This is a genomic window from Rivularia sp. PCC 7116 (assembly GCF_000316665.1).
GTDB lineage: Bacteria > Cyanobacteriota > Cyanobacteriia > Cyanobacteriales > Nostocaceae > Rivularia.
This window is the reverse complement of sequence record NC_019678.1, coordinates 4,027,287-4,048,832: the sequence shown is the minus strand read 5'-3', so window position 1 is coordinate 4,048,832 and position 21,546 is coordinate 4,027,287. Positions and strand designations below refer to the sequence as shown.

General features: G+C 37.4%; 19 protein-coding genes and 3 tRNA genes. 13 read left to right on the top strand and 9 right to left on the bottom strand.

Annotation, left to right across the window (positions count from 1 at the left end; genetic code table 11):
* Positions 1-471: 471 nt before the first annotated feature.
* A complete protein-coding gene (locus RIV7116_RS35845) occupies positions 472-711 on the top strand; it encodes a hypothetical protein (protein ID WP_015119296.1) in 240 nt (79 codons plus the stop codon).
* Between the two features lie 130 nt (positions 712-841).
* Here RIV7116_RS35845 and RIV7116_RS15770 read toward each other — a convergent pair.
* From RIV7116_RS15770 to RIV7116_RS15760, 3 genes are all read right to left on the bottom strand, one after another.
* Positions 842-915, bottom strand: a tRNA-Ile gene (locus tag RIV7116_RS15770).
* 849 nt (positions 916-1,764) lie between these two features.
* Positions 1,765-1,839: transfer RNA gene (locus RIV7116_RS15765), tRNA-Met, on the bottom strand.
* 1 nt (position 1,840) lies between these two features.
* Positions 1,841-1,912, bottom strand: a tRNA-Ser gene (locus tag RIV7116_RS15760).
* Between the two features lie 308 nt (positions 1,913-2,220).
* On the opposite strand from RIV7116_RS15760, the gene RIV7116_RS15755 reads away from it, so the two are divergent.
* Together RIV7116_RS15755 and RIV7116_RS15750 are read left to right on the top strand one after the other, a co-directional pair.
* Positions 2,221-2,892 (top strand): hypothetical protein, encoded by a 672-nt coding sequence (locus RIV7116_RS15755; RefSeq protein WP_015119295.1) that lies wholly within the window; start codon positions 2,221-2,223, stop codon positions 2,890-2,892.
* Positions 2,889-3,848, top strand: coding sequence for a hypothetical protein (locus RIV7116_RS15750; RefSeq protein ID WP_015119294.1), 960 nt, complete (start codon positions 2,889-2,891; stop codon positions 3,846-3,848). Before RIV7116_RS15755 ends, RIV7116_RS15750 begins: the two co-directional genes overlap by 4 nt.
* On the opposite strand, the gene RIV7116_RS15745 is transcribed toward RIV7116_RS15750, so the two are convergent.
* On the bottom strand, positions 3,845-4,198 hold the full coding sequence (locus RIV7116_RS15745) for a hypothetical protein (protein ID WP_015119293.1): 354 nt from the start codon (positions 4,196-4,198) through the stop codon (positions 3,845-3,847). The two genes, RIV7116_RS15750 and RIV7116_RS15745, sit on opposite strands and share 4 nt — an antisense overlap.
* A gap of 124 nt (positions 4,199-4,322) precedes the next feature.
* On the opposite strand from RIV7116_RS15745, the gene RIV7116_RS15740 reads away from it, so the two are divergent.
* Both RIV7116_RS15740 and RIV7116_RS15735 read left to right on the top strand, forming a co-directional pair.
* A complete protein-coding gene (locus tag RIV7116_RS15740) occupies positions 4,323-4,868 on the top strand; it encodes a dual specificity protein phosphatase family protein (RefSeq protein ID WP_015119292.1) in 546 nt (181 codons plus the stop codon).
* Between the two features lie 536 nt (positions 4,869-5,404).
* Positions 5,405-6,943, top strand: a complete 1,539-nt coding sequence (locus tag RIV7116_RS15735) for a hydantoinase B/oxoprolinase family protein (RefSeq protein WP_015119291.1) — start codon at positions 5,405-5,407, stop codon at positions 6,941-6,943.
* A 525-nt stretch (positions 6,944-7,468) separates the two neighbouring features.
* Here the strand turns inward: RIV7116_RS15735 and RIV7116_RS34990 are convergent.
* A complete protein-coding gene (locus RIV7116_RS34990; protein WP_015119290.1) occupies positions 7,469-7,627 on the bottom strand; it encodes a YqaE/Pmp3 family membrane protein in 159 nt (52 codons plus the stop codon).
* Positions 7,628-7,870: 243 nt separating this feature from the next.
* Complete coding sequence (locus tag RIV7116_RS15725) at positions 7,871-8,215, bottom strand: translation initiation factor (protein ID WP_015119289.1); 345 nt, start codon at positions 8,213-8,215, stop codon at positions 7,871-7,873.
* A 105-nt stretch (positions 8,216-8,320) separates the two neighbouring features.
* Between RIV7116_RS15725 and RIV7116_RS15720 the strand changes: the two genes are divergently transcribed.
* Both RIV7116_RS15720 and RIV7116_RS15715 read left to right on the top strand, forming a co-directional pair.
* Complete coding sequence (locus RIV7116_RS15720; protein WP_044290976.1) at positions 8,321-8,587, top strand: DUF2934 domain-containing protein; 267 nt, start codon at positions 8,321-8,323, stop codon at positions 8,585-8,587.
* A gap of 729 nt (positions 8,588-9,316) precedes the next feature.
* Complete coding sequence (locus RIV7116_RS15715; protein ID WP_015119288.1) at positions 9,317-9,928, top strand: hypothetical protein; 612 nt, start codon at positions 9,317-9,319, stop codon at positions 9,926-9,928.
* A gap of 265 nt (positions 9,929-10,193) precedes the next feature.
* Here RIV7116_RS15715 and RIV7116_RS15710 read toward each other — a convergent pair whose 3' ends face one another.
* Both RIV7116_RS15710 and RIV7116_RS15705 read right to left on the bottom strand, forming a co-directional pair.
* Positions 10,194-11,054 (bottom strand): hypothetical protein, encoded by an 861-nt coding sequence (locus tag RIV7116_RS15710; RefSeq protein ID WP_015119287.1) that lies wholly within the window; start codon positions 11,052-11,054, stop codon positions 10,194-10,196.
* A 179-nt stretch (positions 11,055-11,233) separates the two neighbouring features.
* Positions 11,234-12,532 (bottom strand): hypothetical protein, encoded by a 1,299-nt coding sequence (locus tag RIV7116_RS15705; protein ID WP_015119286.1) that lies wholly within the window; start codon positions 12,530-12,532, stop codon positions 11,234-11,236.
* 829 nt (positions 12,533-13,361) lie between these two features.
* On the opposite strand from RIV7116_RS15705, the gene RIV7116_RS15700 reads away from it, so the two are divergent.
* From RIV7116_RS15700 to RIV7116_RS15675, 6 genes are all read left to right on the top strand, one after another.
* Positions 13,362-13,862 carry a DUF2231 domain-containing protein gene (locus RIV7116_RS15700; protein WP_015119285.1) on the top strand — a complete coding sequence of 167 codons (501 nt, stop codon included), beginning with the start codon at positions 13,362-13,364 and terminating at the stop codon, positions 13,860-13,862.
* Entirely contained in the window at positions 13,863-14,462 is a 600-nt protein-coding gene (locus tag RIV7116_RS15695) for a DUF2231 domain-containing protein (protein WP_015119284.1), read from the top strand. It abuts the gene before it with no gap.
* A gap of 84 nt (positions 14,463-14,546) precedes the next feature.
* Positions 14,547-15,455 carry a cytochrome c oxidase subunit II gene (locus RIV7116_RS15690; protein WP_015119283.1) on the top strand — a complete coding sequence of 303 codons (909 nt, stop codon included), beginning with the start codon at positions 14,547-14,549 and terminating at the stop codon, positions 15,453-15,455.
* Positions 15,456-15,543: 88 nt separating this feature from the next.
* The gene (gene ctaD, locus RIV7116_RS15685) at positions 15,544-17,253 is read left to right on the top strand and encodes a cytochrome c oxidase subunit I (RefSeq protein WP_015119282.1); all 1,710 of its coding nucleotides are present in this window, start codon (positions 15,544-15,546) and stop codon (positions 17,251-17,253) included.
* Between the two features lie 145 nt (positions 17,254-17,398).
* A complete protein-coding gene (locus RIV7116_RS15680) occupies positions 17,399-18,043 on the top strand; it encodes a heme-copper oxidase subunit III (RefSeq protein WP_015119281.1) in 645 nt (214 codons plus the stop codon).
* 121 nt (positions 18,044-18,164) lie between these two features.
* A complete protein-coding gene (locus tag RIV7116_RS15675) occupies positions 18,165-19,649 on the top strand; it encodes a GMC oxidoreductase (protein WP_015119280.1) in 1,485 nt (494 codons plus the stop codon).
* Positions 19,650-20,319: 670 nt separating this feature from the next.
* On the opposite strand, the gene RIV7116_RS15670 is transcribed toward RIV7116_RS15675, so the two are convergent.
* Complete coding sequence (locus tag RIV7116_RS15670) at positions 20,320-21,105, bottom strand: MarC family protein (protein ID WP_083894068.1); 786 nt, start codon at positions 21,103-21,105, stop codon at positions 20,320-20,322.
* Positions 21,106-21,546: the final 441 nt, after the last annotated feature.

Below are 21,546 nucleotides of genomic sequence, written 5' to 3'. Positions count from 1 at the left end.
AAATAATTTAGATAAATTTGGCAATTTAGGTAAACGCAATCGAGAGAAAAATCTTGATAGAAACATAAATAATTTAATAGGTAATTGGTAATTGGTAATGGGAAACAGTGGTTTCAATACTGCTCGGTTAAGAAATCCAAAATTTTTTAGATCCCCCAAACCCCCTTGTAAAGGGGGCTTAGTTCCCTCCTTTTTAAGGAGGGTTAGGGAGGATCTAGCCTTAACCGACAAGCATTGACAGTGGTTTACTTGTTTTGAACTCTAGCGCTACGGTTTTGCTTGCTTAGAATTACCATTCTCCAATCAACAGCCCTATGTAATATATATACTACATTAGGAATACAAATTCGGCAATGGGATAAGGATAGTGGAGGTAGAAGGTTAGCAATTACCAATGCCCCATGCCCCATGCCCAATTCCCAATTCCCCAATTCCCCAATGCCCATATAATTAAAAACTCCGCAAATGTAAATGCGTATAGGTTCCGTTGCGGGCAAAAACGTCTCAACAACTGGATTAAGAGAACTGTTGTCCAATCTCAGGGTACCCAAAGATAACCCAAAATCTTCATTCCAGCGCTCAAATATGGCGTTTGTAGTACCTTTCCAGGATTCCCGAAAAAAACTGAATGCAGCAAACAAAGGACATACTCAAGTTAAAGAGAGAGGTAATTGCTCTGGCTTCTTCACCATAGCTTCCGAAAGTTACTAGGTAACGAACGGTTGCAAACATTCACATCGCGGAGTTTGCAGACTGACAGCAACACGCTGCTGTTAGTCTCCTCTAAATTTATGTAGCCTTGTCCCAAACAAGGTGCCCATACCCAGGGCGGGGGTGTTATTGGTGCCCAATGCAGGATTTGAACCTACGTTTATCGGCGATTCACCGATTGCTCAACCACTGAGCTAATTAGGCTGTTGAAATAGTTTCAAGTACTTAACGGCATACGCTCAAAGCATTTCTTCGCGCACCAGTCGGGTATCCAGAACCCGAGCTATAGTATTGTGGCTTAATTACTATCTCGCTACAAATGTAGCATAGTGAAGGTTAAAGGTTAAAGGTCAAAAAGGCTAAAGGGTAATATCAAAATTTATTTTTTCTTATTCCCATCTCCTTAGCAAGGATACTGCTGGCGAATCAAGGGTAAGACCCCTTAATCACCGAAAAATAAGGGTTTGAGGAGTGCGATCGCACTCCTGTTAATAGCTCAAAATCCCTATTAATTTGTTCGGGTGAGGGGTGAGACATACCATTCGCCAGCAGTATCCTTAGCAAGGAGAGGGGTGTCCGTGAGGACGGGGTGAGGTAAAATTAAAAACTCCGCAAATGTAAGTGCTGATATGATTCCATAGCGGGCAAAAGCTTCTGCGATAACTGGATTAAGAAAACTGCTATCAAATACAAAAATACCCGTAGGTAATCTCAAATTATCAAACAATTTTCAAATATGAGGTTCGCTTCATCTTTCCAGAATTTCCATAGAAAAACTGAATTCAGCTAGCGAAGCCCATACTCAAGTTAAAGAAAAAACAATTGCTCTGGCTACTTCACCATAGCTCCCGCTCTTTTACCAGGTAACGAACGGTTGCAAGCACTCGCATCGCGGAGTTTGCTTTCTAGGAAAGCATTCCGATTGCGCTCCCCTGTGTCGATAAATCAACCATCGGGAACCTTGTTTCCAACAAGGAGCTTAGGAGCGTTATTTGCGGATTTTTTATCTACCGTGACAGGGTAGGGTTTGACTAACTTTTCAGGTTAGTAGGTTGGTTGAAAGTGCAGGAATCGAACCTGCTACCGATAGATTATGAGTCTATTGCTCTGCCGATGAGCTAACTTCCGGGGCACAATGTAGGAGTTGAACCTACGTCTTTTAGATTTCAAGTCTAACGCTCTTCCTCTGAGCTAATTATGCTGTTGAAATAGTTTCGAGTTGTTCGCGGTATACGCTCAAAGCATTGCTCGGCGCACCAGTCGGGCATACTGAACCCGAGCTATAGCGAAGCTTTACTACTACCTCACTACAAGTGTAACATACAATATTACAATGGCAAGGTAAATGCGTTATAAACGTTTTTTTGCACCTTGTTCGGTGGATGGTGCGTTACACTCGGCGATAACACACTCTACATTTTGAAGAGCAAAAGCAAGGTATGAAAGTCTTCGTTTTTTCTTGATTATAGATAAGTTATAAATAATACGTAGTTTTTCTAATCTAATAACATGAGAATATTTCGCAAGCAGAGTTTAATATCGATACTCCCTTTAGGAATTTTATTAACTTTATTTGAGCCATCTTTAGCGCGAGCAGATGTTTTACCTCGGGATGAAAGTCGTGTAAGCTATTGTTTCAAAATCACTAATATTGATAAATATCCAGATTATTTATTTATGGTGGTTGAAAAATCGGATGGTCCCAGAATGACAACTAGAAATAGGTTTTTAAAGTCCGGTAAATGTCATGACTTAGGTGGGTATCGTGTGTATGGTGAAGTTTATGCTTTGAAAAAATCTGATGTTGATTTAGAACAAGATATTATTGGAGAATTTGAGCGATTAAAAGATTTGGAGAGCAAAAAAGCCAAATTAATTCCCGCTACAGGGAGAATCAATCCTATTAGAACAATGCGGAATATTTACCAAATAGATAAAGTTGCTAAAGGTTATGAAATTGCGGATATTAATAATAGGTATTTAAGTTTGAGAAATAGCTCAATTACTTATATTTACAAAAATAATAAATCAGAGACAAAAGCTTATCTAGATGGAGACAAGCTGCCATTACCTTCAAGCAAGAATACAGCTTTTCTTTGGTATATTCCAATTTTTGGGATGTCTTTGATTGGTGGAGCTGCTTACTGGAATAAATGTAAAAAACCTAATAAAGCAGAATGAGAAAATTTATTGCAGCTATTTTATTAATCCTAACTGCTGCTTTTATATCGGTTGCTTTTCCGCTGGCAACTTATACATTAACCTTAGCTAGTTTTGGACTTGCTCATGTTTTGACTGAGTTGCGCTATGTCAATTCTCGTTTTAATCCGCGTTTAAAGATTGATTTACAAAGAAAAATTGTAATTCTGCTGCTGATAATAGTTAATTTACGAATTATAGAACTTCTTGGTATAGTTAATTCTTCCATAAGCGTATCATTAGAATTACTTTGTGTAATCGGTTTAGTTATTCTGGTTATCCCAATTTTAAAAGTTAAAGATTGGAAATTAGCAAGTTTAGGTATCTTAATTTGTATTATTCTTTCTGCTGGAGTATTTTGGATACCTACATTTATGATGTTGCTGCTTGCTGTTTTGCATAATCTGACTCCCGTAGGTTTTATTGCGGAAAGATTAAGCGGTAGAAAGCAAAAATTCGCTTTATTGATTTGTTTAATTGTATTTGCATTAATCCCATTAATAATTATTTCTGGATATCCTTATAATTTTCTATTTTCCTTGAATTTGGTTGCACCATCGGCTGACATCCTCCAAGCTGGCAACCTACAGCTTCACCTAGGTGCATTCGTACCCCGAGAGCTACATGAAAGCGCGATCGCACTTAATGCCTTTTCGGCTGCGGTATTTCTACAATGTATGCACTACGCGGTAGTTTTGGGTATATTACCCAATTGGCAGAAAAACAAAAATAATAATTTTGTCGCGTGGAATCGTCAAAGTGGATTTGAAAAAGTAGTAATATTTTTAAGCACGTTAATATTTATTTACTTTGCTCAATCCTTTACCGATGCGCGCAAACTATACTCAATCGCAGCAGCAGTTCATGCTTGGGTAGAATTTCCCATTTTGCTTCTAGCTCTAGCAATTCCTGCTGAAGAGAAAATTATCCTAGATTAAAGAAATTTATACATAATTATTCCACCGCAAAAAGAAGCAATATTAGCAATCATTGATAAATATAGTCCTTTTCTCCAGCCTAAATCTAAAACTTGCGAATATAAAAAACCTTCAATAAAAACAACAATGGCTTCGATTATAATTATTCTTACGGGAAATATTAAGTCATGAATAATGATTTGATTGCTCGTCCATGCTAAAGGGTGAGTTAAAAGAGTTGCACCGCAGGCTAAAGAAGACATTGCTAATAGTTCTACAAAAGACGAAAATCTTTGTAAATAGTGAGTTAGCAATAAAATAATCGGTATTTCAATAGCTAAGGAAAGTAGTAAAGCTATGAATTGAGTCATTGATTGCGGTCTTAAATTGCATCAATTATACCAGCATTCAAGAAACGGAGAAAATGTCAATCATTTCACTCTTGCCTCTTCCTTATCTACACAAATAATTATATTAATCAAATCAAATTCTTATATGTACAAATTTGCACCGGCAAGCGAAAATGAAACTATTGTATATGGCTCTGCAAGACCTGGATATAATGATGAAAAGGTTGGGCAATGGATTGAGTTTATGCAAAGCCAAGGTATAAAGTGCGTCTGCTGTTTGCTCGATCGAAGTCAATTAAACAAGTATTCAAATTTATTAGACATATATCAAAAAGAATTTGGCTCTAAAAAAGTTTGTTGGGCAGCAATTGAGGATTTTAATTTAATTGATAGTGAAATATTAATTCAAAATATCTTACCATTTCTAGCAGAAGCAAATCGACAAAATGAAAAAGTAGTAGTACACTGTTCGGCTGGAATTGGACGCACGGGACAGGTTTTAGCTGCTTGGTTAGTTTACAAACGGGGATTTACGAATCAAGATGCTATATCTACAGTTATGCGAATCAAAAGAAATCCCTATGAATTTATAGTTACTGCCGCAATGAAAGGTGAAAATCCGAAGAAAGCAATTGCACAATTTAATTCAATTTTGGATAATTGTCGTATTTTTGGCGAAAAAGACAGATAGCTATATATGTTCGTAGTTGCGCTTCAGCGCCAAACATTCAGGGTTTTTGCCTTTAGGTATAAACAATGTTTTCCCCATCAGAATTTATGGGACAAAGTATTAGTAGTCCATTTCATTAAACTTGACGGTTTTTATCGCAACCCCTCGGGGGTTGCAAACCCCCATCTAATAGCAAAAGTCCGATGAATCTTACATCTTGCACCATTTTCAACAACCGCCGTATTCATAAATTCTCAGGCTAATACACAAAGTCTGATAAATCATACTGGGCAAGGGTTTTAGTGCGTTTTAACGTACTTTGTATATGAGCCTCGGATTTTTATTTCTCTGCGTGAGCGCAGAGCGTGCGGGCTAGAAAGCCTCCGGCTTACAAGGCGGTTATGAAGGCTTAACGAAAATGGTGCAAGATATCAGATGAATAGGACTAAAATAAAACCCGTCAAAACAAATCAAACAAAGCATTAGTCAGGACTTTATTCCTTAAATTAAATAGCTAAAATGCGTACTAAAAGCTATTCAATTAACAAAAATATACCATGCATAAAACAACCCAACCCGACCCAGTTCGTTTAGAAATCTTTAAAAATCTTTATCAATTTATAGCCGAACAAATGGGAATCGTGCTGCAAAATACCGCAGCTTCGGTAAACATTAAAGAGCGTTTGGATTTTTCCTGTGCAATCTTTGATGCTTCCGGTTTATTAGTCGCAAATGCGCCTCATATTCCCGTACATTTGGGTTCGATGAGTGAAAGCGTTCGCAGTCTAATTAATGATAAGGGTAGCAGTTTAAAACCAGGAAATGTATATTTATCAAATAATCCCTATAACGGTGGAACTCATCTTCCCGACGTAACGGCAATTACTCCGGTTTTTGGTGTTTCTCATACTCCTATTTTCTACGTTGCTTCTCGCGGGCATCAAGCCGATATTGGCGGAATTACACCGGGTTCGATGCCTCCCCATAGTAAAACTATCGAAGAGGAAGGTATTTTATTTGATAATTTTCTCTTAGTTGAAACAGGCAATTTTCGGGAACAAGCAGTAAGGCAAGTACTGGCAAATCATACTTATCCAGCTAGAAATATCGACCAAAATATAGCTGACTTCAGAGCTTCTATTGCTGCTAATAATCGCGGAGTTCAAGAACTTCTGAAAATGGTTGAGCAATATAGCTTAGAAGTTGTACAAAATTATATGCAGTTTGTACAAAATAATGCGGAAGAAGCGGTAAGAAAAGCAATTGATGTTTTAAAAGATGGTACTTTTAGTTATGAAATGGATAGTGGTGCCAAAATTCAAGTCGAAGTAACTATTAACAAAGAAAATCGCAGCGCTAAAATAGATTTTACCGGCACATCCAAACAGTTAAATAGTAACTTTAATGCTCCCAAAGCTGTAACTCAAGCTGCCGTTTTATACGTCTTCCGTACTTTAGTTAAAGATAATATTCCTCTGAATGCAGGCTGTCTCAATCCTTTAGAAATTATTATTCCCCAGGGCTGTATGCTCAACCCCAGTTATCCAGCAGCAGTAGTTGCTGGTAATGTGGAAACTTCCCAAACTATTGTCGATGCTTTGTATGGAGCCTTGGGAGTAATGTCAGGTTCTCAAGGTACCATGAACAACTTTACCTTTGGCAACGAAAACTATCAATATTACGAAACAATCTGCGGAGGCTCCGGTGCTGGTGAAGACTTTGACGGTACGGATGCCGTACAAACTCATATGACAAATTCGCGCTTAACTGACCCCGAAGTATTAGAATCAAGATATCCGGTACTTCTAGAAAATTTTAGTTTGCGTTTCGGTAGTGGTGGTAAGGGAAAACATTCTGGTGGTAATGGAGTAATCCGTCGCATCCAATTTTTAGAAAATATGACAGCGAATATTCTTTGCTCTCACCGTTTGATATCTCCCTTCGGTTTAAACAATGGAGAAGCGGGGAAAGTTGGACGTAATTTGGTAATTCGTAAGAATGGAAGCGAAGAAGAATTGAATAGTACCGCAACGGTAGAAATGGAAGCTGGAGATATCTTTGTGATAGAAACTCCTGGTGGTGGCGGGTTTGGATAAAGATTGTTACCACAAATAATAATACTCAAAAGAAGGCGTTGCTGAATCCGGGTATGAATTTATTTTTTCCTTCATAGTGATGCCCCCTAAATCCCCCAAAAATTGGGGACTTTCAGTTATCTTGTTCCTCTATAATTGGGGGCTTGCGGGGGTAATTCAGACTTTGAATCAGCAACGCTCAAAAGAAAGATACTTTTTGCACTGCAATTTTTCATCTTTCTCATTCTCATGGCAGCCTAGCAATTATGAAAGTATGTATTGCTAACAAAAAATATTTTTCCGTAGTAGAAGCAACAGCATTTCTTGCAAACGAGCAAGGATAAACATTTTTAGTAGCAAACAAACAAAAATTGAGCCAACAATCAACTTAAAACTCTCAAACTTGTGGCAAGTTTTTACAATTAAGGAATATTTAATAGCTCCCATACAAAAATAGAAGAAAAAGCAACATTTTACTTTCTCTTCCATCTCTTATCAATATTGATTTTTACCAGACGTGAACCCCAGCGATTCAACAATCATTTATTACTTTTTAGCAATCACCCATATTGCGTGAACAACACCTGGTATATATCCTAATAAAGTTAAAAGAATATTAATCCAAAAATCAGCACCAATACCAACCTGTAAAAATACTCCCAAAGGGGGAATGAAAATAGCACAAATTATGCGAATTAAATCCATTGTATCTCCTATTTATATTAGAATGGGTAGGATTATTTTATTTATATCCTAACCATAGCATTTTTATATAAGATAGTTGGGTTTATAGAGATACAGCGAGCAGCCAACAGTCAAAGATAATTAGTTTTGTTTGTATTACAACAGTTGGATTGAATTGAAAAGATATCAGTGAAAATTCTGAATTCTCAATTCCGCTTCTGATTGTTATCTCTCTTTGCTTTTTTCCTCTTTGTTCTCTTTAAATTAGCCACCGCTAATTTTGGCTTTATATCCCTGCTTCTTCAAAATTTCAAGAATTTTTTGCTTGTGTTCTCCTTGAATTTCAATTTCATTATCCTTAACCGTACCCCCGCAACCGCATTGCCCTTTTAACTGCTTTAACAAAGCTTGTAGAGTTTCCGGTTTACTTTGAAATCCCGTAATTATAGTCACAGTTTTACCTTTACGCCCAGCACGGGTTGCCTGTACCCGCAAATCCTGTTTTTCAGGAGGTAAATCGGGTGTTGCTCTTTGAGTCGCAGCATTATCAGAACCAAACTCTCGCCAAACAGCGGATTTATTAGAAGATTTGCGTTTTGCAGCAGCCATAAACTTGAAACTATTTTTTTCTATTACTATGATTTTAGCTTTACCCAAGGCTATACAGTAGATTCTGGCTGGCAGGGATGCCGCCCTACAAGAGCTTTATTATATATGCTTAACGATATTACCTTGTGTCCGGGAACAAATTGTCCGATAAAACACAACTGTTACCGCTTTACACTAAAAATTCCAGGGCGGAAAATTTCTTTTACACAAACTCCCTATGACATCAACACTAATTCCTGCAAACACTTCATCAGCAACCATCCTTCAGAAAATCAAATCCGCTTAAAAGCTTATGAGATTTGGCAGCGAATGGGCTGCCCTAACAATAAATCTGTGGAATGTTGGCTGCAAGCCGAAAAAGAACTGATGTAATTTTGGTCTTATTTTTCTTGAGCTTAAACTGCCGCCTTGGCTAATATATAGCCTTAGATATCAGGTTAAAGGTTAAAGGTTGAAGGTTAAAGGTTAAAGGTTAAAGGTTAAAGGTATTAATTTGAGTTTCAACCTTTTAACAAAGCTTACTCACGAGGGATTAGTTTGTTTCAATCCCTAGTAGGGATTAATTTGAGTTTCAACTGCTGACTACAGAAGGCTTGGGATATTTAGTTTTCAAGGTACAGAAGTGCAAATGTATAAACAAAATACTGTTTCAGCGACTGGATGTCAATATCTACAAAATAAAAAAAGGCTGAAAGTGGCTCGTAGAAAGAGTTAGAAAGAAAGTGCAAGTGACCAAACGGCTAAAAATGGCTCAAACGTAAACATAGCAAGCCTTACAGACCGAAAAAACGATTCAATGTTTCAAACACCCTATGACTTGCACCATTATCAAGCAAGTAACAGTTTAATAATAGTTCGCCACTGAAGTTAGAGCGTGAGAGAGGAGAGTTATTTTTTTGTTTGCTAGACACTGCTAATATCTAGAAATTTTGCTATCTGCGTTTGGGTTTTCCTCTTCCTGTAGTTAATGCAGCAGCCGATAAATCATGAAAAATATCCTTACAACAAACCCTTAAATATAATATTGTATCAAAGCATAATTTAAAATGCTGAAAAATTTTGCAATAATTAAGAGAATAGACACTCATTTGAAATCCAATTATGACACCAGATGAGATAGAAGTAGCACTGCAAGTAGCTTTCAATCGTTGCGATGCAGCCCGCTGTCCTCTCACTGATGGGCAAAAAGATATATTGCTGCAAGCGGTAAGCAAGCAAGTCAATGGAAATTCGAGTCCGGGTTTATCAGACAATGCAAATCCTTTAAAACAACTGACTTATGAAGAATTAAAGCTGTTTTCTGAGTTTGTTAAACAGCAGGAACAACAAAATCGTTCTTGGAAAATACAATTGTTAAACGATTGGTTGCAAGAGAAAGATTCTGGTGTTGTGCAATTTATTCGCGATCGCTACGGTATAAAGTGGCTAAACAAGGTTGAAAAACATCATTTCGACGAACTTGAAACCCAAGCAAATTTCAAATTAAAAATTGGCGATCGCATCGAAGTTTGCAATGGATTGTGGGAATGGGTACAAGAAGGTACAGCTTGCGAACCTCAATGGTTTTTATGTACGGTAATTAATATCGAAGAAATTGTTGATGGCAACAGTTCCTACACAACTTGTAGCATCCGCTTCAATGATGGTGCAGAGTATCAAATCCAAGGAATTTATCAATGGAATAGCTATCAGTGGCGTTGGGCTAAAAGTTAAATTTGGGGCACATTTTGACTGTCGGGTATGTGATGCGATCTAATAATTTTAACCCAGCAATCGGGCTTATAGCGTCACGCACCAACGAGTAACTGTAACACTTACCAAAAAAGTTAGATGGGGAGCATCCCAATTTTGAACAAATACTTTATCCGACACCCGCTTATGGGTGCGGCTACAAAAACGAAGCCCACGAAGGTGGGCTTCCTAGCATTAGCCCCAGACTTTTAGTCTGTGGGCTTTGTGCGAAATTGGGATGCTCCCGTTAGATGTTTGCAGTTGCTTCCACTATTTCTTGCTGGGCTACATTTTTTTTCTGCATCTTAATGATAGTTCTGTGAACCTTTAATTCTTTTGCTTGCTTGTAGATTAATTGACATTGCTTTGATACAAAGTTATCTATGGTAGTATCCTCTCCATACAACTGCAAAATTTCTGTTAGAGATTGATTGATTAAAACAATGCCTTTTTTATGATTGGCAATGTTGTTATTAATTTTTTCCAGATTTTCTTCTAATAGGGAAATTTGCTTATTAAGATGCTTAGCCTCTTTCTTAGCTTCCTGGGAAGCAAACACTATCTCAGATATTCCGGCAGATACTAAACCAAGTGTATATCTGCCAATTTCTTCAATTTCGCTATTGCTTTCACTAAACTCTCTTGTATAATCTACTATAATTCCGGCATTATCCATAACTTTGTCTAAATCTAATTTATCTGAAGATACTAACCCCAAGGCGATAGTATCTTGCTTTATTGTGATAAATTGATGGACTTTTCCTTGATAATCTATCCTCACATCGTAGTAAGCATTAACTTTATTTTTCAGTTCCTCTCGTAAATTATTAAAGCGATTCTTAAGATGCGAAATTTCTTTATTCCAATATTCTCTGTCGGAGCTATTAAGCAGAAAATCGCCCGTTTCTTCCAATCCTTCTTTAGCTAAGTTAGCTCCTTTTTCTAGCTTGTCAAATCCTTCCTCTGCAACTTTATCTATTTTACTAGCACTTTTATCTACAGCCTTCTTAACTTCATTAGTACCTTCGTCTACAACTTTTTCTACTTTATTGACTGCTTTTTTAACGCCTTTCTTTGCTTTCTTAAAAGTCCGTTTGAAAAACGACATAATCAACTCCTTAAAAAACTACTCTTTAATCAAAAACATGTGTTTAATTCCCCATCTCAATTCCAGCTTTCTTGCTTCAATTTAATTCAAGACTTAGGCACAAACTCCGTGGGTAGGGTGAAAATTGTCCACCCTACGGCTTACAAAAGATTTACCGGCTTTGTGTAAAACAATCTTTTTTAAGACTCTTCGTCCTCTGGGAAGGCAGCTAGTTTCTGAGCGCGTATTTCTCGAACAATTTCCTCTGAAACACCAGCTTTTTCTGCAATAGCTCTCACATCGATGACATCATCTGGATTTTCAGCATTTAGCTCATCGTCTAACAGCTTACTTACAAAAATTCTTCTAACTTCGTCTTCTGTTAATCCAGATAGCTCAACTGCATCTTCAACTGTTTTACCATCGTCTAAAAAAGCGCGAGCATAAACTTTCCTGACAATATCTTCTGCTAATCCAGATAGCTCTATTGCTTGTTGGACTGTGTTACCAAGCTCTCGTAACTTGAAGACATAGAGACGTTGAATTAATTCCTCTGGAAGTTCTGTATCGAAGACAACTTCTTCAATCAGTTTAGTCCCTTCTAGTCCCTGGCTAATATAACGCTCTATGCGTCTATTGGCTAATTTAATAGCTGCATTCAACTCTCCTATCCGCTTGATAGCCCCATTTAAAATTTCACGTATTTGTGATACTAAACCATTCTCAGGGTCGTCAAACTTTTCTTCTCCACTTTCATCTAAAAATCCATCTTTATTCTGATTAAATACCCCATCAACGTCGATTTCTAATTCCTCGAAGTAAGTTAAAAAAGCATTGATTACGTTCTTGGTGGCATCGTTAGCATCAGCAATATAACCATTGAACTCATCTAGAAATTCCTTTAATTCCTGTTTGTGTTCCTTAAGATACTCTTTCCGCTGTGCTGCTGAGCTAATATCCAAAGCAAGAGAAACAATACCAAGAATAGCTCCTGCTGCTGCGGAAACTTGTGCTATTCTCGTTACCTTTGCTATTTTTGCTGTCTTAGCTAGTTTCGCTGCTTTTGCCGAATCTGCTGCCCGAACAAATGATTGTAAGCCAAGCACCCTCCCTGCCTTGGTTGGTGCTGCGCTAAGAACTCGTATTGTCTCGTCAAGATCGTCGATGGTTGCCAGAATTTTAGTCAGCTTCCACATATTTACTCTTCTCATCACATAGCCTATGACAGCAACGATTTCAAGAACGCTTGCCGCATAGAAAAAACCGCTGGCGACGTTTGATAGAGTTTCACCTGCATCTTCTTCAGGAAATATGACTGTAAGAGCCTCGGTTTCTTCCTGAAGAAAATCATATTTCGTCTCTACATTTTCAAAGTCAGTTGTGATATTTATATATTCAGCATACTCACTTATATATGTTGCTTTAGCATTCTCTATATCTTGCTTAAACTGTTGTATATCTCTTTCTAAATCGTCTATCCCAAAAACTTTATCGAACATGATGATACTCCAATAAATTAAGTGTTTTTTTACTTTATTCTCGTTATCTGGAAGATGAATTGAATTCAATATAGAAATCAATCGCGAAGCAGACGGGAAATTCAAAATTGAAATTTATATTTCCTTAACCGAGAAACTAATTATTAAATTAAGCAATCATCGGGAAGAACTAGAGAAGGAATCGGGAAGAAATCGAGAATTTGGGCGATTAAATACTTTTAACTCCTCGTAAATTAGCAAAGGTACTGTTCTTGCTAAGTAATTAGGTCAGATTAAATATAAAACCTCACCCTGCCGACTGCTTCCCTTATCAAGGAGATTGAGAAGCTACTGCGTTGCGGTGAGTCTATTTGGGGGTGTCGGCTTCCGGAGCCAATTGCGTGCAAAGGGAAGTTGGCGGGGAGATGTTCTTTCCGCAAAACTAAGCCGCACATACAAGTGAACGGGAGGTTCCCAACCTTAAGCAAAGTACCGTGGTGAAATATTTTCTTATATTTAATTACGTCTACTACCTACTTAATAGGATTCTTATATATCCGCCAATCACCAATTAACTATTGCCTATTCGCATCAATCGCTACAAAAGCACAAAAGCAAATTGTTAAGAATCTATCAAACTTTATATTTTCTTTATGTAAAATAAAAATCGCTTGGCAATGCTTAAATTTTTCTGTATTTAAATAAAAAAGTAGCCGAAACAACAATGAGTGATAGACAATTCTGTTCGGTTAAATACAGTGAAATATTGTTAAGAAATCTAACATAAAAATGTTAAGACAAAAGGGAAAGATTTAGCAATTTATTGGCTAAATATGTAAAAGGAAACAAAATGTTTGAAAAATTGATTCCGCAATTAAATGAGCATAATTTGCCTTATCCAGATACAATTCATCCAATCGTAGTTCACTTTGTGATTGCGATGGTTTTATTTGCCTTTGTCTGCGATGTAGTAGGCTATTTTACTAAAAACACTCGACTTTTTGAAGTGAGTTGGTGGAATATGTTTTTTGCTACAATTTCCGTTTTTATCGCAGTTATTTTTGGTCAAATTGAAGCTGGTTTAGCATTAGCTTATGATGCAGTAGAACCAACGCTGAATTTACACACTTTAATAGGTTGGTCTCTTTCAGGATTTATCGCCGCAATGACAGGATGGCGCTATGTAATTCGCATCCGCTATCCCAAAAGAGTACCAGTTACTTATTTAGGAATTGGCTTAATTTTAACAATGCTGCTGTGTTTTCAAGTGTATCTTGGAGACAAGCTAGTTTGGGTGTATGGATTGCATACAAGTCAAGTTGTAGAAGCCGTGAAAGAAGGGGCTTTATAAATGGATACAGAAATTATAAATCAGATGCCTATAGGTGCAAATGGGTTGCCATATCATATACCAATTCATCCTAATTTAGTGCATTTAACATTGGGACTATTTATTATTGCGATTACTTTTGATATTGCCGGTGTATTTTTCACATTAGAAAAACCAATCTTCAAATTTCTATCTATACGTGTCAATCGTGCCAATTTTTTTGATGTTGGCTGGTACAATATCGTGGCTTCAGCCATAATTACTTTTTTCACGGTGGCAGCAGGTTTTTATGAAATTATGCTGGCAAAACCTCAACCTGATATCAAAAGTGCTTGGGGATTGGGAGCAATGGAAACAATGCTCTGGCATGGTGTGGGAGGAGTTTTGCTGCTGGCTTTTATAGTTGGCATGGCTGTTTGGCGAGGATTTCAACGCTTCAAATTTTGTAAGGATAAGACTTTGCAAGTCCAGTTGAGTTATTTACTCGTAGGGCTAGTCATTATGTTTGTAATGTATCTCCACGGAACATTAGGAGCGCATATGGCTGGTGAATTTGGTATACACAATACCGCAGATAATTTATTGCAATCGGGACAAGATCCCAATACTTTATTGAAATAATTGGGAATTGATTAAAGGTTAAAGGTTAAAAATATAACCACTAACCACTAACTACTAACTACTAACTACTAACAATTATTAGTAATGACAAGACGTAAAATTATATTGTTAGCGATCGCTACAATTTTCCTGGCTATTGTGAGTCTAGGGATAGGACAATTATCGTATACTTGGCTTCCCCCTGAAGCTACAGCAGAATCTCTATTAGTTGATGATTTATTCAGCTTTTTGGTGACTTTAGGAGCATTTATTTTTCTAGGAGTTACGGGAGCGCTGATATATTCAATTATCTTCAATCGTGCAGGTAAGTACGATATTAGCGATGGTCCGCATGTAGAGGGCAATATTACCCTAGAAGTAGTATGGACAGCAATTCCATTTGTATTAGTGATTTGGATTGGAGTCTATAGTTACCAAATCTACGACCAAATGTCAATTCTCTCTCCGATGGAGCATCAGCATACATCGATAGGTATGAAATCGGCTAACGCGGCACCAATCTCAACAAATTCAGAATTACCTAAAGATTCAGAAAAAATTGAAGTAATATCGAAACAGTGGGCTTGGATTTTCAACTATCCCGAGCAAAATATCAGCAGTACGGAATTACATTTACCTGTAAATCAAAGAGCTTATCTAACCCTGAAATCAGAAGATGTGATACATGGATTTTATATTCCTGCATTTCGGGTAAAGCAAGATGTTATCCCCAACGAAACAATCAATTTTGAGTTTACTCCTATTCTCGAAGGTAAATATAGACTGCGTGATTCTCAATATAGCGGTACTTATTTCGCAGCAATGCAGGCTGATGTGGTTGTCGAATCTCCAGAGAAATACAACCAATGGTTAAAAGAGGCTTCTAAACAGAAACCTTCTCCAGCCTATAACCAAGCAATGTCTGAATACAAAAGAAAATCAGAGCAAGCAATCGATACTAATTGGGCAACAGTTAAACCAGCAGAACCTCCTGTGGTTAATTATCACGATTAATCAGTTAACAGTGAGCAGTTATCAGTAACCAGTCATATTTATTGTTAATCGTTTACGGATAATCCAAAATCTTAAATCTTAAATTGAAATGACTAACACTCAATCAAAAAACACTGAGGTTGTAAAAAAGCAACATCAACCTCAGAGTCAACCACAGCATCAAACACACCATCCTCATCCACCGACAACGTGGAAGACCTATTTTACTTTTAGTACCGACCATAAAGTAATTGGTATTCAATATATAGTTACAGCCTTTATATTTTTCTTGCTTGGTGGAATACTTGCCATGATAATCAGGGGTGAATTAATGACTCCTGAATCTGACTTAGTAGATCGCACCGTTTACAACTCAATGTTTACGATGCATGGAACGTTAATGCTATTTATGTGGACTTTCCCCATATTGGCAGGCTTAGCGAACTATCTCGTACCTTTGCAGATTGGTGCTAAAGATATGGCATTTCCTCGCCTGAACGCTTTAGCTTTTTGGATGGTGCCCCTGTTCGGCATCGTACTTATGGCGAGTTTCTTCGTTCCTGGCGGTTCAGCACAAGCAGGTTGGTGGTCTTATCCTCCTGTAAGTACTCAGAATCCCACAGGTAACTTGGTTAATGGAGAACTCTTATGGTTAGTAGCTGTAGCATTATCGGGTGTTTCATCCATTTTAGGCGCGGTTAATATTGTTACTACTATTTTCCGGATGAGAGCGCCAGGAATGGGCTTTTTCAAAATGCCTGCTTATGTATGGACAGTCTTAAGCGCTCAGATGATTCAATTATTTGGATTGCCTGCTTTGACTGCTGGTGCGGTAATGCTATTGTTTGACTTAACGGTAGGTACTGCATTTTTCGACCCCGTACAAGGCGGCGACCCGGTATTATACCAGCACTTTTTCTGGTTCTATTCTCATCCAGCAGTCTACGTAATTATACTACCTATCTTCGGAATCTTTTCAGAGATATTTCCCGTTTACTCTCGCAAACCTTTATTTGGTTATAAGGTAGTTGCAGTTTCATCCTTAATTATCACTGGATTAAGCGCAGTGGTATGGGTTCACCACATGTATGCTAGCGGTACCACAGGCTGGATGCGGATGCTGTTCATGTTCTCCACAATGCTGATTTCGGTACCCACAGGAATTAAAGTATTTGCTTGGTTAGGAACAATTTGGGGAGGTAAATTACGCTTAGATACACCAATGTTGTTTGCATTGGGTGGATTAGTGATGTTTGTATTTGCAGGTATCACCGGTATCATGCTTTCCTCGGTTCCCATCGACATTCACGTTAACAATACTTACTTCGTCGTTGGGCACTTCCACTATGTTATTTACGGTGCGGTAGTGATGGGTATCTATGCAGCCATCTATCACTGGTTCCCTAAGATGACTGGAAAGATGTATTACGAAGGTTTAGGTAAGCTACATTTTTGGTTAACCTTCATTGGTGCTAATTTAAATTTCTTCCCCATGCACCCATTAGGATTGCAAGGAATGCCCCGTCGAGTTGCTTCTTACGATCCAGAATATTTAGGTTGGAATGTAGTTGCTAGTGTTGGCGCATTTATTTTAGGAATGTCTACATTACCGTTTTTACTTAACGTTATAAGTTCTTGGATTGACGGTAAAAAAGCATCGGATAATCCTTGGCGTGCAATTGGTTTGGAATGGTTAGTATCCTCACCACCACCCGTAGAAAACTTTGAAAAACAGCTTCCCATTGTATTAGAAGAACCATACGGTTACGGTAAATCGAAACCAGAAGATTTAGTCGCGAATGCTTCAGAACTTAATTAATTAGAGAGGGGGAAGAAGGGGTAGAGGGAGTAGAGGGGGAAGAATAAATTTGTCAAAACTATTAGTTCTAACCTTTAACCTCTAACCTCTAACCTTTAACCTCTAACCTTTAACCTTTAACCTTTAACCTGAAATATTATTTGTTATGAGTACTACAGACGGCAAAACGATACAGTTAGAACATGAGAATACATTCGATGAATTACAGCTAATTAATCACGCGAATGTAGCGACTCACGAGCATGATGAAGAAGGCAACAGCATGTTTGGCTTCATCGCATTTCTGTTGTCGGAAAGCGTAATTTTCTTAAGCTTTTTCGCGGGGTATATTGTTTATAAAACAACAGCCGTAGATTGGCTACCTCCAGGAGTTGAAGGGCTAGAAGTTAGAGAACCATTCATAAATACAATAATTCTAGTTTCTAGTAGCTTCGTGATTTACTTTGCTGAGAGGGAACTAAAAAACCATCATATTTGGCGCTTTCGCCTTTTTTGGTTATTAACAATGGCTATGGGAAGTTACTTCCTTTACGGACAAGCAGTTGAATGGAGCGGTTTAGAATTCGGCTTTACATCTGGTGTATTCGGTGGAATGTTTTACTTACTAACTGGTTTCCACGGCTTACATGTTTTTACAGGTGTTGTATTGCAGCTAAATATGTTAGTTCGTTCCTTTATTCCAGACAATTACAAAAACGGTCACTATGGTGTAGATGCCACTTCATTATTCTGGCACTTTGTTGACGTAATTTGGATTGTTTTATTCGTGCTTCTTTACCTTTGGCAATAATTATCACGGATTAGATGGATTTCACTGATTTCACTGATTTTATTGTCAATTACCAATTACCAATGCCCCATGCCCCATGCCCCATACCCAACAACTAATAACTAACAACTAACAACTAAAAATGATTATTGACGACCAACATTATGATGTAATTATTGTCGGGACTGGTGCTGGTGGAGGAACTTTAGCGCGTAAACTAGCACCTACTGGGAAAAAGATTCTTGTTTTGGAACAAGGAGATTTTTTAGAAAAAGGAAGTTCGCAGTTAGTTGATGTAGAAGTCTTTAAAAAAGAAAGTTTCTATGCACCGGAAAAATGGTACGAAGAAGAAGATAGTTTTTTTCCTCAAACTAATTATTCTGTAGGTGGTAATACCAAAATTTATAGTGGTGTATTGCAACGATTACGGGAAAAGGATTTTGAAAAAGTTCAACATCAGGATGGCTTTTCCCCGGAATGGGAAGTTAAATACAAGGATTTTGAACCTTACTATACAGAAGCTGAAAAACTCTATCAAGTCCACGGAAATGTCGGCAACGATTTAACTGAACCTTCTCGTAGTGAGGATTTTCCATTACCTACAGTTGATAGCGAACCCCAAATAGAAGATATTTGTACTCGCATTTCTAAACAAGGTTTAAATCCTGCTTATCTGCCTATCGGAGTTGGTAAACAAGGGCGAACTGATTCGGAAGATACGGGGATTTATCCTACAATCAAAAAATACGATAATGTGACGGTGAAAACTTCGGCTAAAGTAGTACGTTTAGTTACTAATGCTTCAGGAAAAGAAGTTAAAGCTGTAGAAGCAAATATTGGCGATCGCTCTTATTTGTTTGTAGGAAATATTATTGTACTTTCCTGTGGTGCAATTAATTCGGCTGCCTTGTTATTACGTTCTAGTAATGAAAAACATCCCAAAGGACTAGCGAATAGTTCTGACTTGGTGGGACGTAATTTAATGAAACAATTGATGACGGTAGTGGTACAGCTAAGTAACACTCCTAATTCTGGATTATTTCAAAGGACTCGCTATATAAATGATTTTTACTGGGGAGATGAAAATTTTTCTTACCCAATGGGTCATATCCAAAATTCAGGTGGTATTCTTCAAGATGTGATTTTCTCCGAATCACCGCCAATTTTATCAGTCGCGGCTAAATTAATGCCGGGATTTGGATTAAAACAGCTAGCAAAACGCTCTATTGGTTGGTGGCTGCAAACTGAAGATTTACCATCACCCAAAAACCGCGTTCGAGTTAAGGGTGGCAAATTATATCTAGATTACACTGCTAATAATATCGAAGCTCACGACCGTTTAATTTATCGTTGGATTGACGTACTCAAATCCATAGACGAAAAACAAAAAATTTATCCCCGTGGTGAAGCACCAATCCAAGTAGTTGCACATCAAAGCGGTACTTGTCGTTTTGGAGAAGATACCAGAACTTCAGTTCTCGATCTCAACTGTCGCACGCACGATATAGATAATCTCTACGTCGTCGATAGCAGTTTCTTCCCCTCAATCTCTGCAACCAGCCCCGCTTTAACAGTTATCGCTAACGCTTTAAGAGTTGGGGAGCATTTGATTAATAGATTGGGGTGAGGGAATGATAAGTTAAAAAGGAGATCAAAAAAATAAAATATCAAGCTTTCTCAAATACATTTCGGAGAAAACCTGGCAGTTTGTCCCACAAAATATGACGGGTTTTACCGTAACCCGACTGGGGTTGCAAACCCCAGTTTAACATTAAATCGGAAGAAGTCCCACACCTACCGGCAAGGGAGGTGTTGGGATAAATTACGAACCAGATTCATGGTAAAATCAAAAATGTAGGTGTAACTCAATTAAATGCAGAAATGCAGCCTACAAAAAAAAGAACAAATTATTTCTAAAAGTCCCTAGGGCGTAGGGCTTAAAAGCTCGGTAAATGTTCTCATAGAGGAGTCGCCGAGAAGCCTACGCCGACTCTTAAGAGCGGTGTAGGTCCGTCACTAACGAAAGTCATATAAATATGACAATTTGTGTGGTGAACTACTAGAGAAGAATATGAATTAAATGTAAAAGGTTTGCATAAAGGATTTTAGTCCTTGCTGCAAACCTTTTGTTATTTTTAGTGCATCAAATTTCAATATAATTGTGGGATTTTTGTAATACCAGCGACATTCTAAACTAACGATAAATGTAGAGGTTGCGGAATTGTTGAGAGATTTTTCAGAACACTACCACTTCAGTACAAAAAATCAAGGTTTTTGTCGAAGAATAAAATTTAAGCTTAATTCGCTACTGCAAACAGAACCTGTTGATATGCTTCGAGAACTCCGAGTATGCCATTGACAATCAATTGTACTGCAATTGCCAAGACGAAAAAACCAAAAACTCGTTTCAAGGCACCCATGCCATCGTCTCCGATTACTTGATTTAGATATTCACTCGATCTTAAACACAACCAAACCAATAAGGAGAGAAAAGCAATTGCCATAAAAGAAGATAAGTAAGCTGTCCATTCATTTACTTCTTCTGTTAAGCTAATTACTAAACTAATAGCTCCAGGACCACTAATCATAGGAATAGCCATTGGTGTAAAAGAAATATTATCTTTTGCCTGAGCAGCTTCTTTCTCTTCCTTTGTCAATGTTGTATTAGCAACTGCCAAAGTCCAGCCAATCTTAGCAACAATAATACCTCCTGCAATTCGTAACACTCCTAAAGAAATATCGAAATGTTCTAGAATTGCTTTACCTCCAAATAGAAAAACTGCCAAAACTATAAATACAAATATAGCTGTCTGTTTCGCTTGCTCACGGCTATGCTGTTTGTATTTCTTGCATTCTTCGAGATATTGTTGATACTTGATCTCGTAGGCTTTTAATTCAGATCTTTTTAGTTGATAATGTTCTTCACTTTCATCTGGCATTCTCCTCGGTTCTGGGGGTTCTGTTGGTTTTTCTGGAGACTTTAACAAACTAAGAAAAACTGGTACTGCGCCAATGGGATTAGCAATAGCAAACATAGGTAAAAAGGTACTTAAAAATCCTACAAAAATTGATTGATTCATCATTCTTTTTGATTAAGAACACCAATCTATATTTGCGTAATAACACGTAAGTATCAAGCTGTTATCACAACATTTAGTAAAAAATAATTGTTTAGGTTTTAGAGAATGTTTTAAAGTCGAATTTAATGTACAACCATAGGGATTTAAATCACTTGCCAGTTGCCGTACTGTCGGGGAACCATAGCCGGAAATTGGTTTAGCTATACAAGCAAAACCCCTCTACAAGGCACTATTTTCAATAGTAAAAATATATAATCTATTTTTCATGTTTAACTTGATAAGTTTTACTTTAACATTTTTATATTGCTATCTTTGTTTTAAATTAACCTTTTAATAATATTATGTCCGCTTGAACACTTACGATAAAATTGACGCTGAGATATTGAAATTTAAAAGCTTCGGAAGTTTTATATTATAACTAATTACCCGGACTTGATATAACTC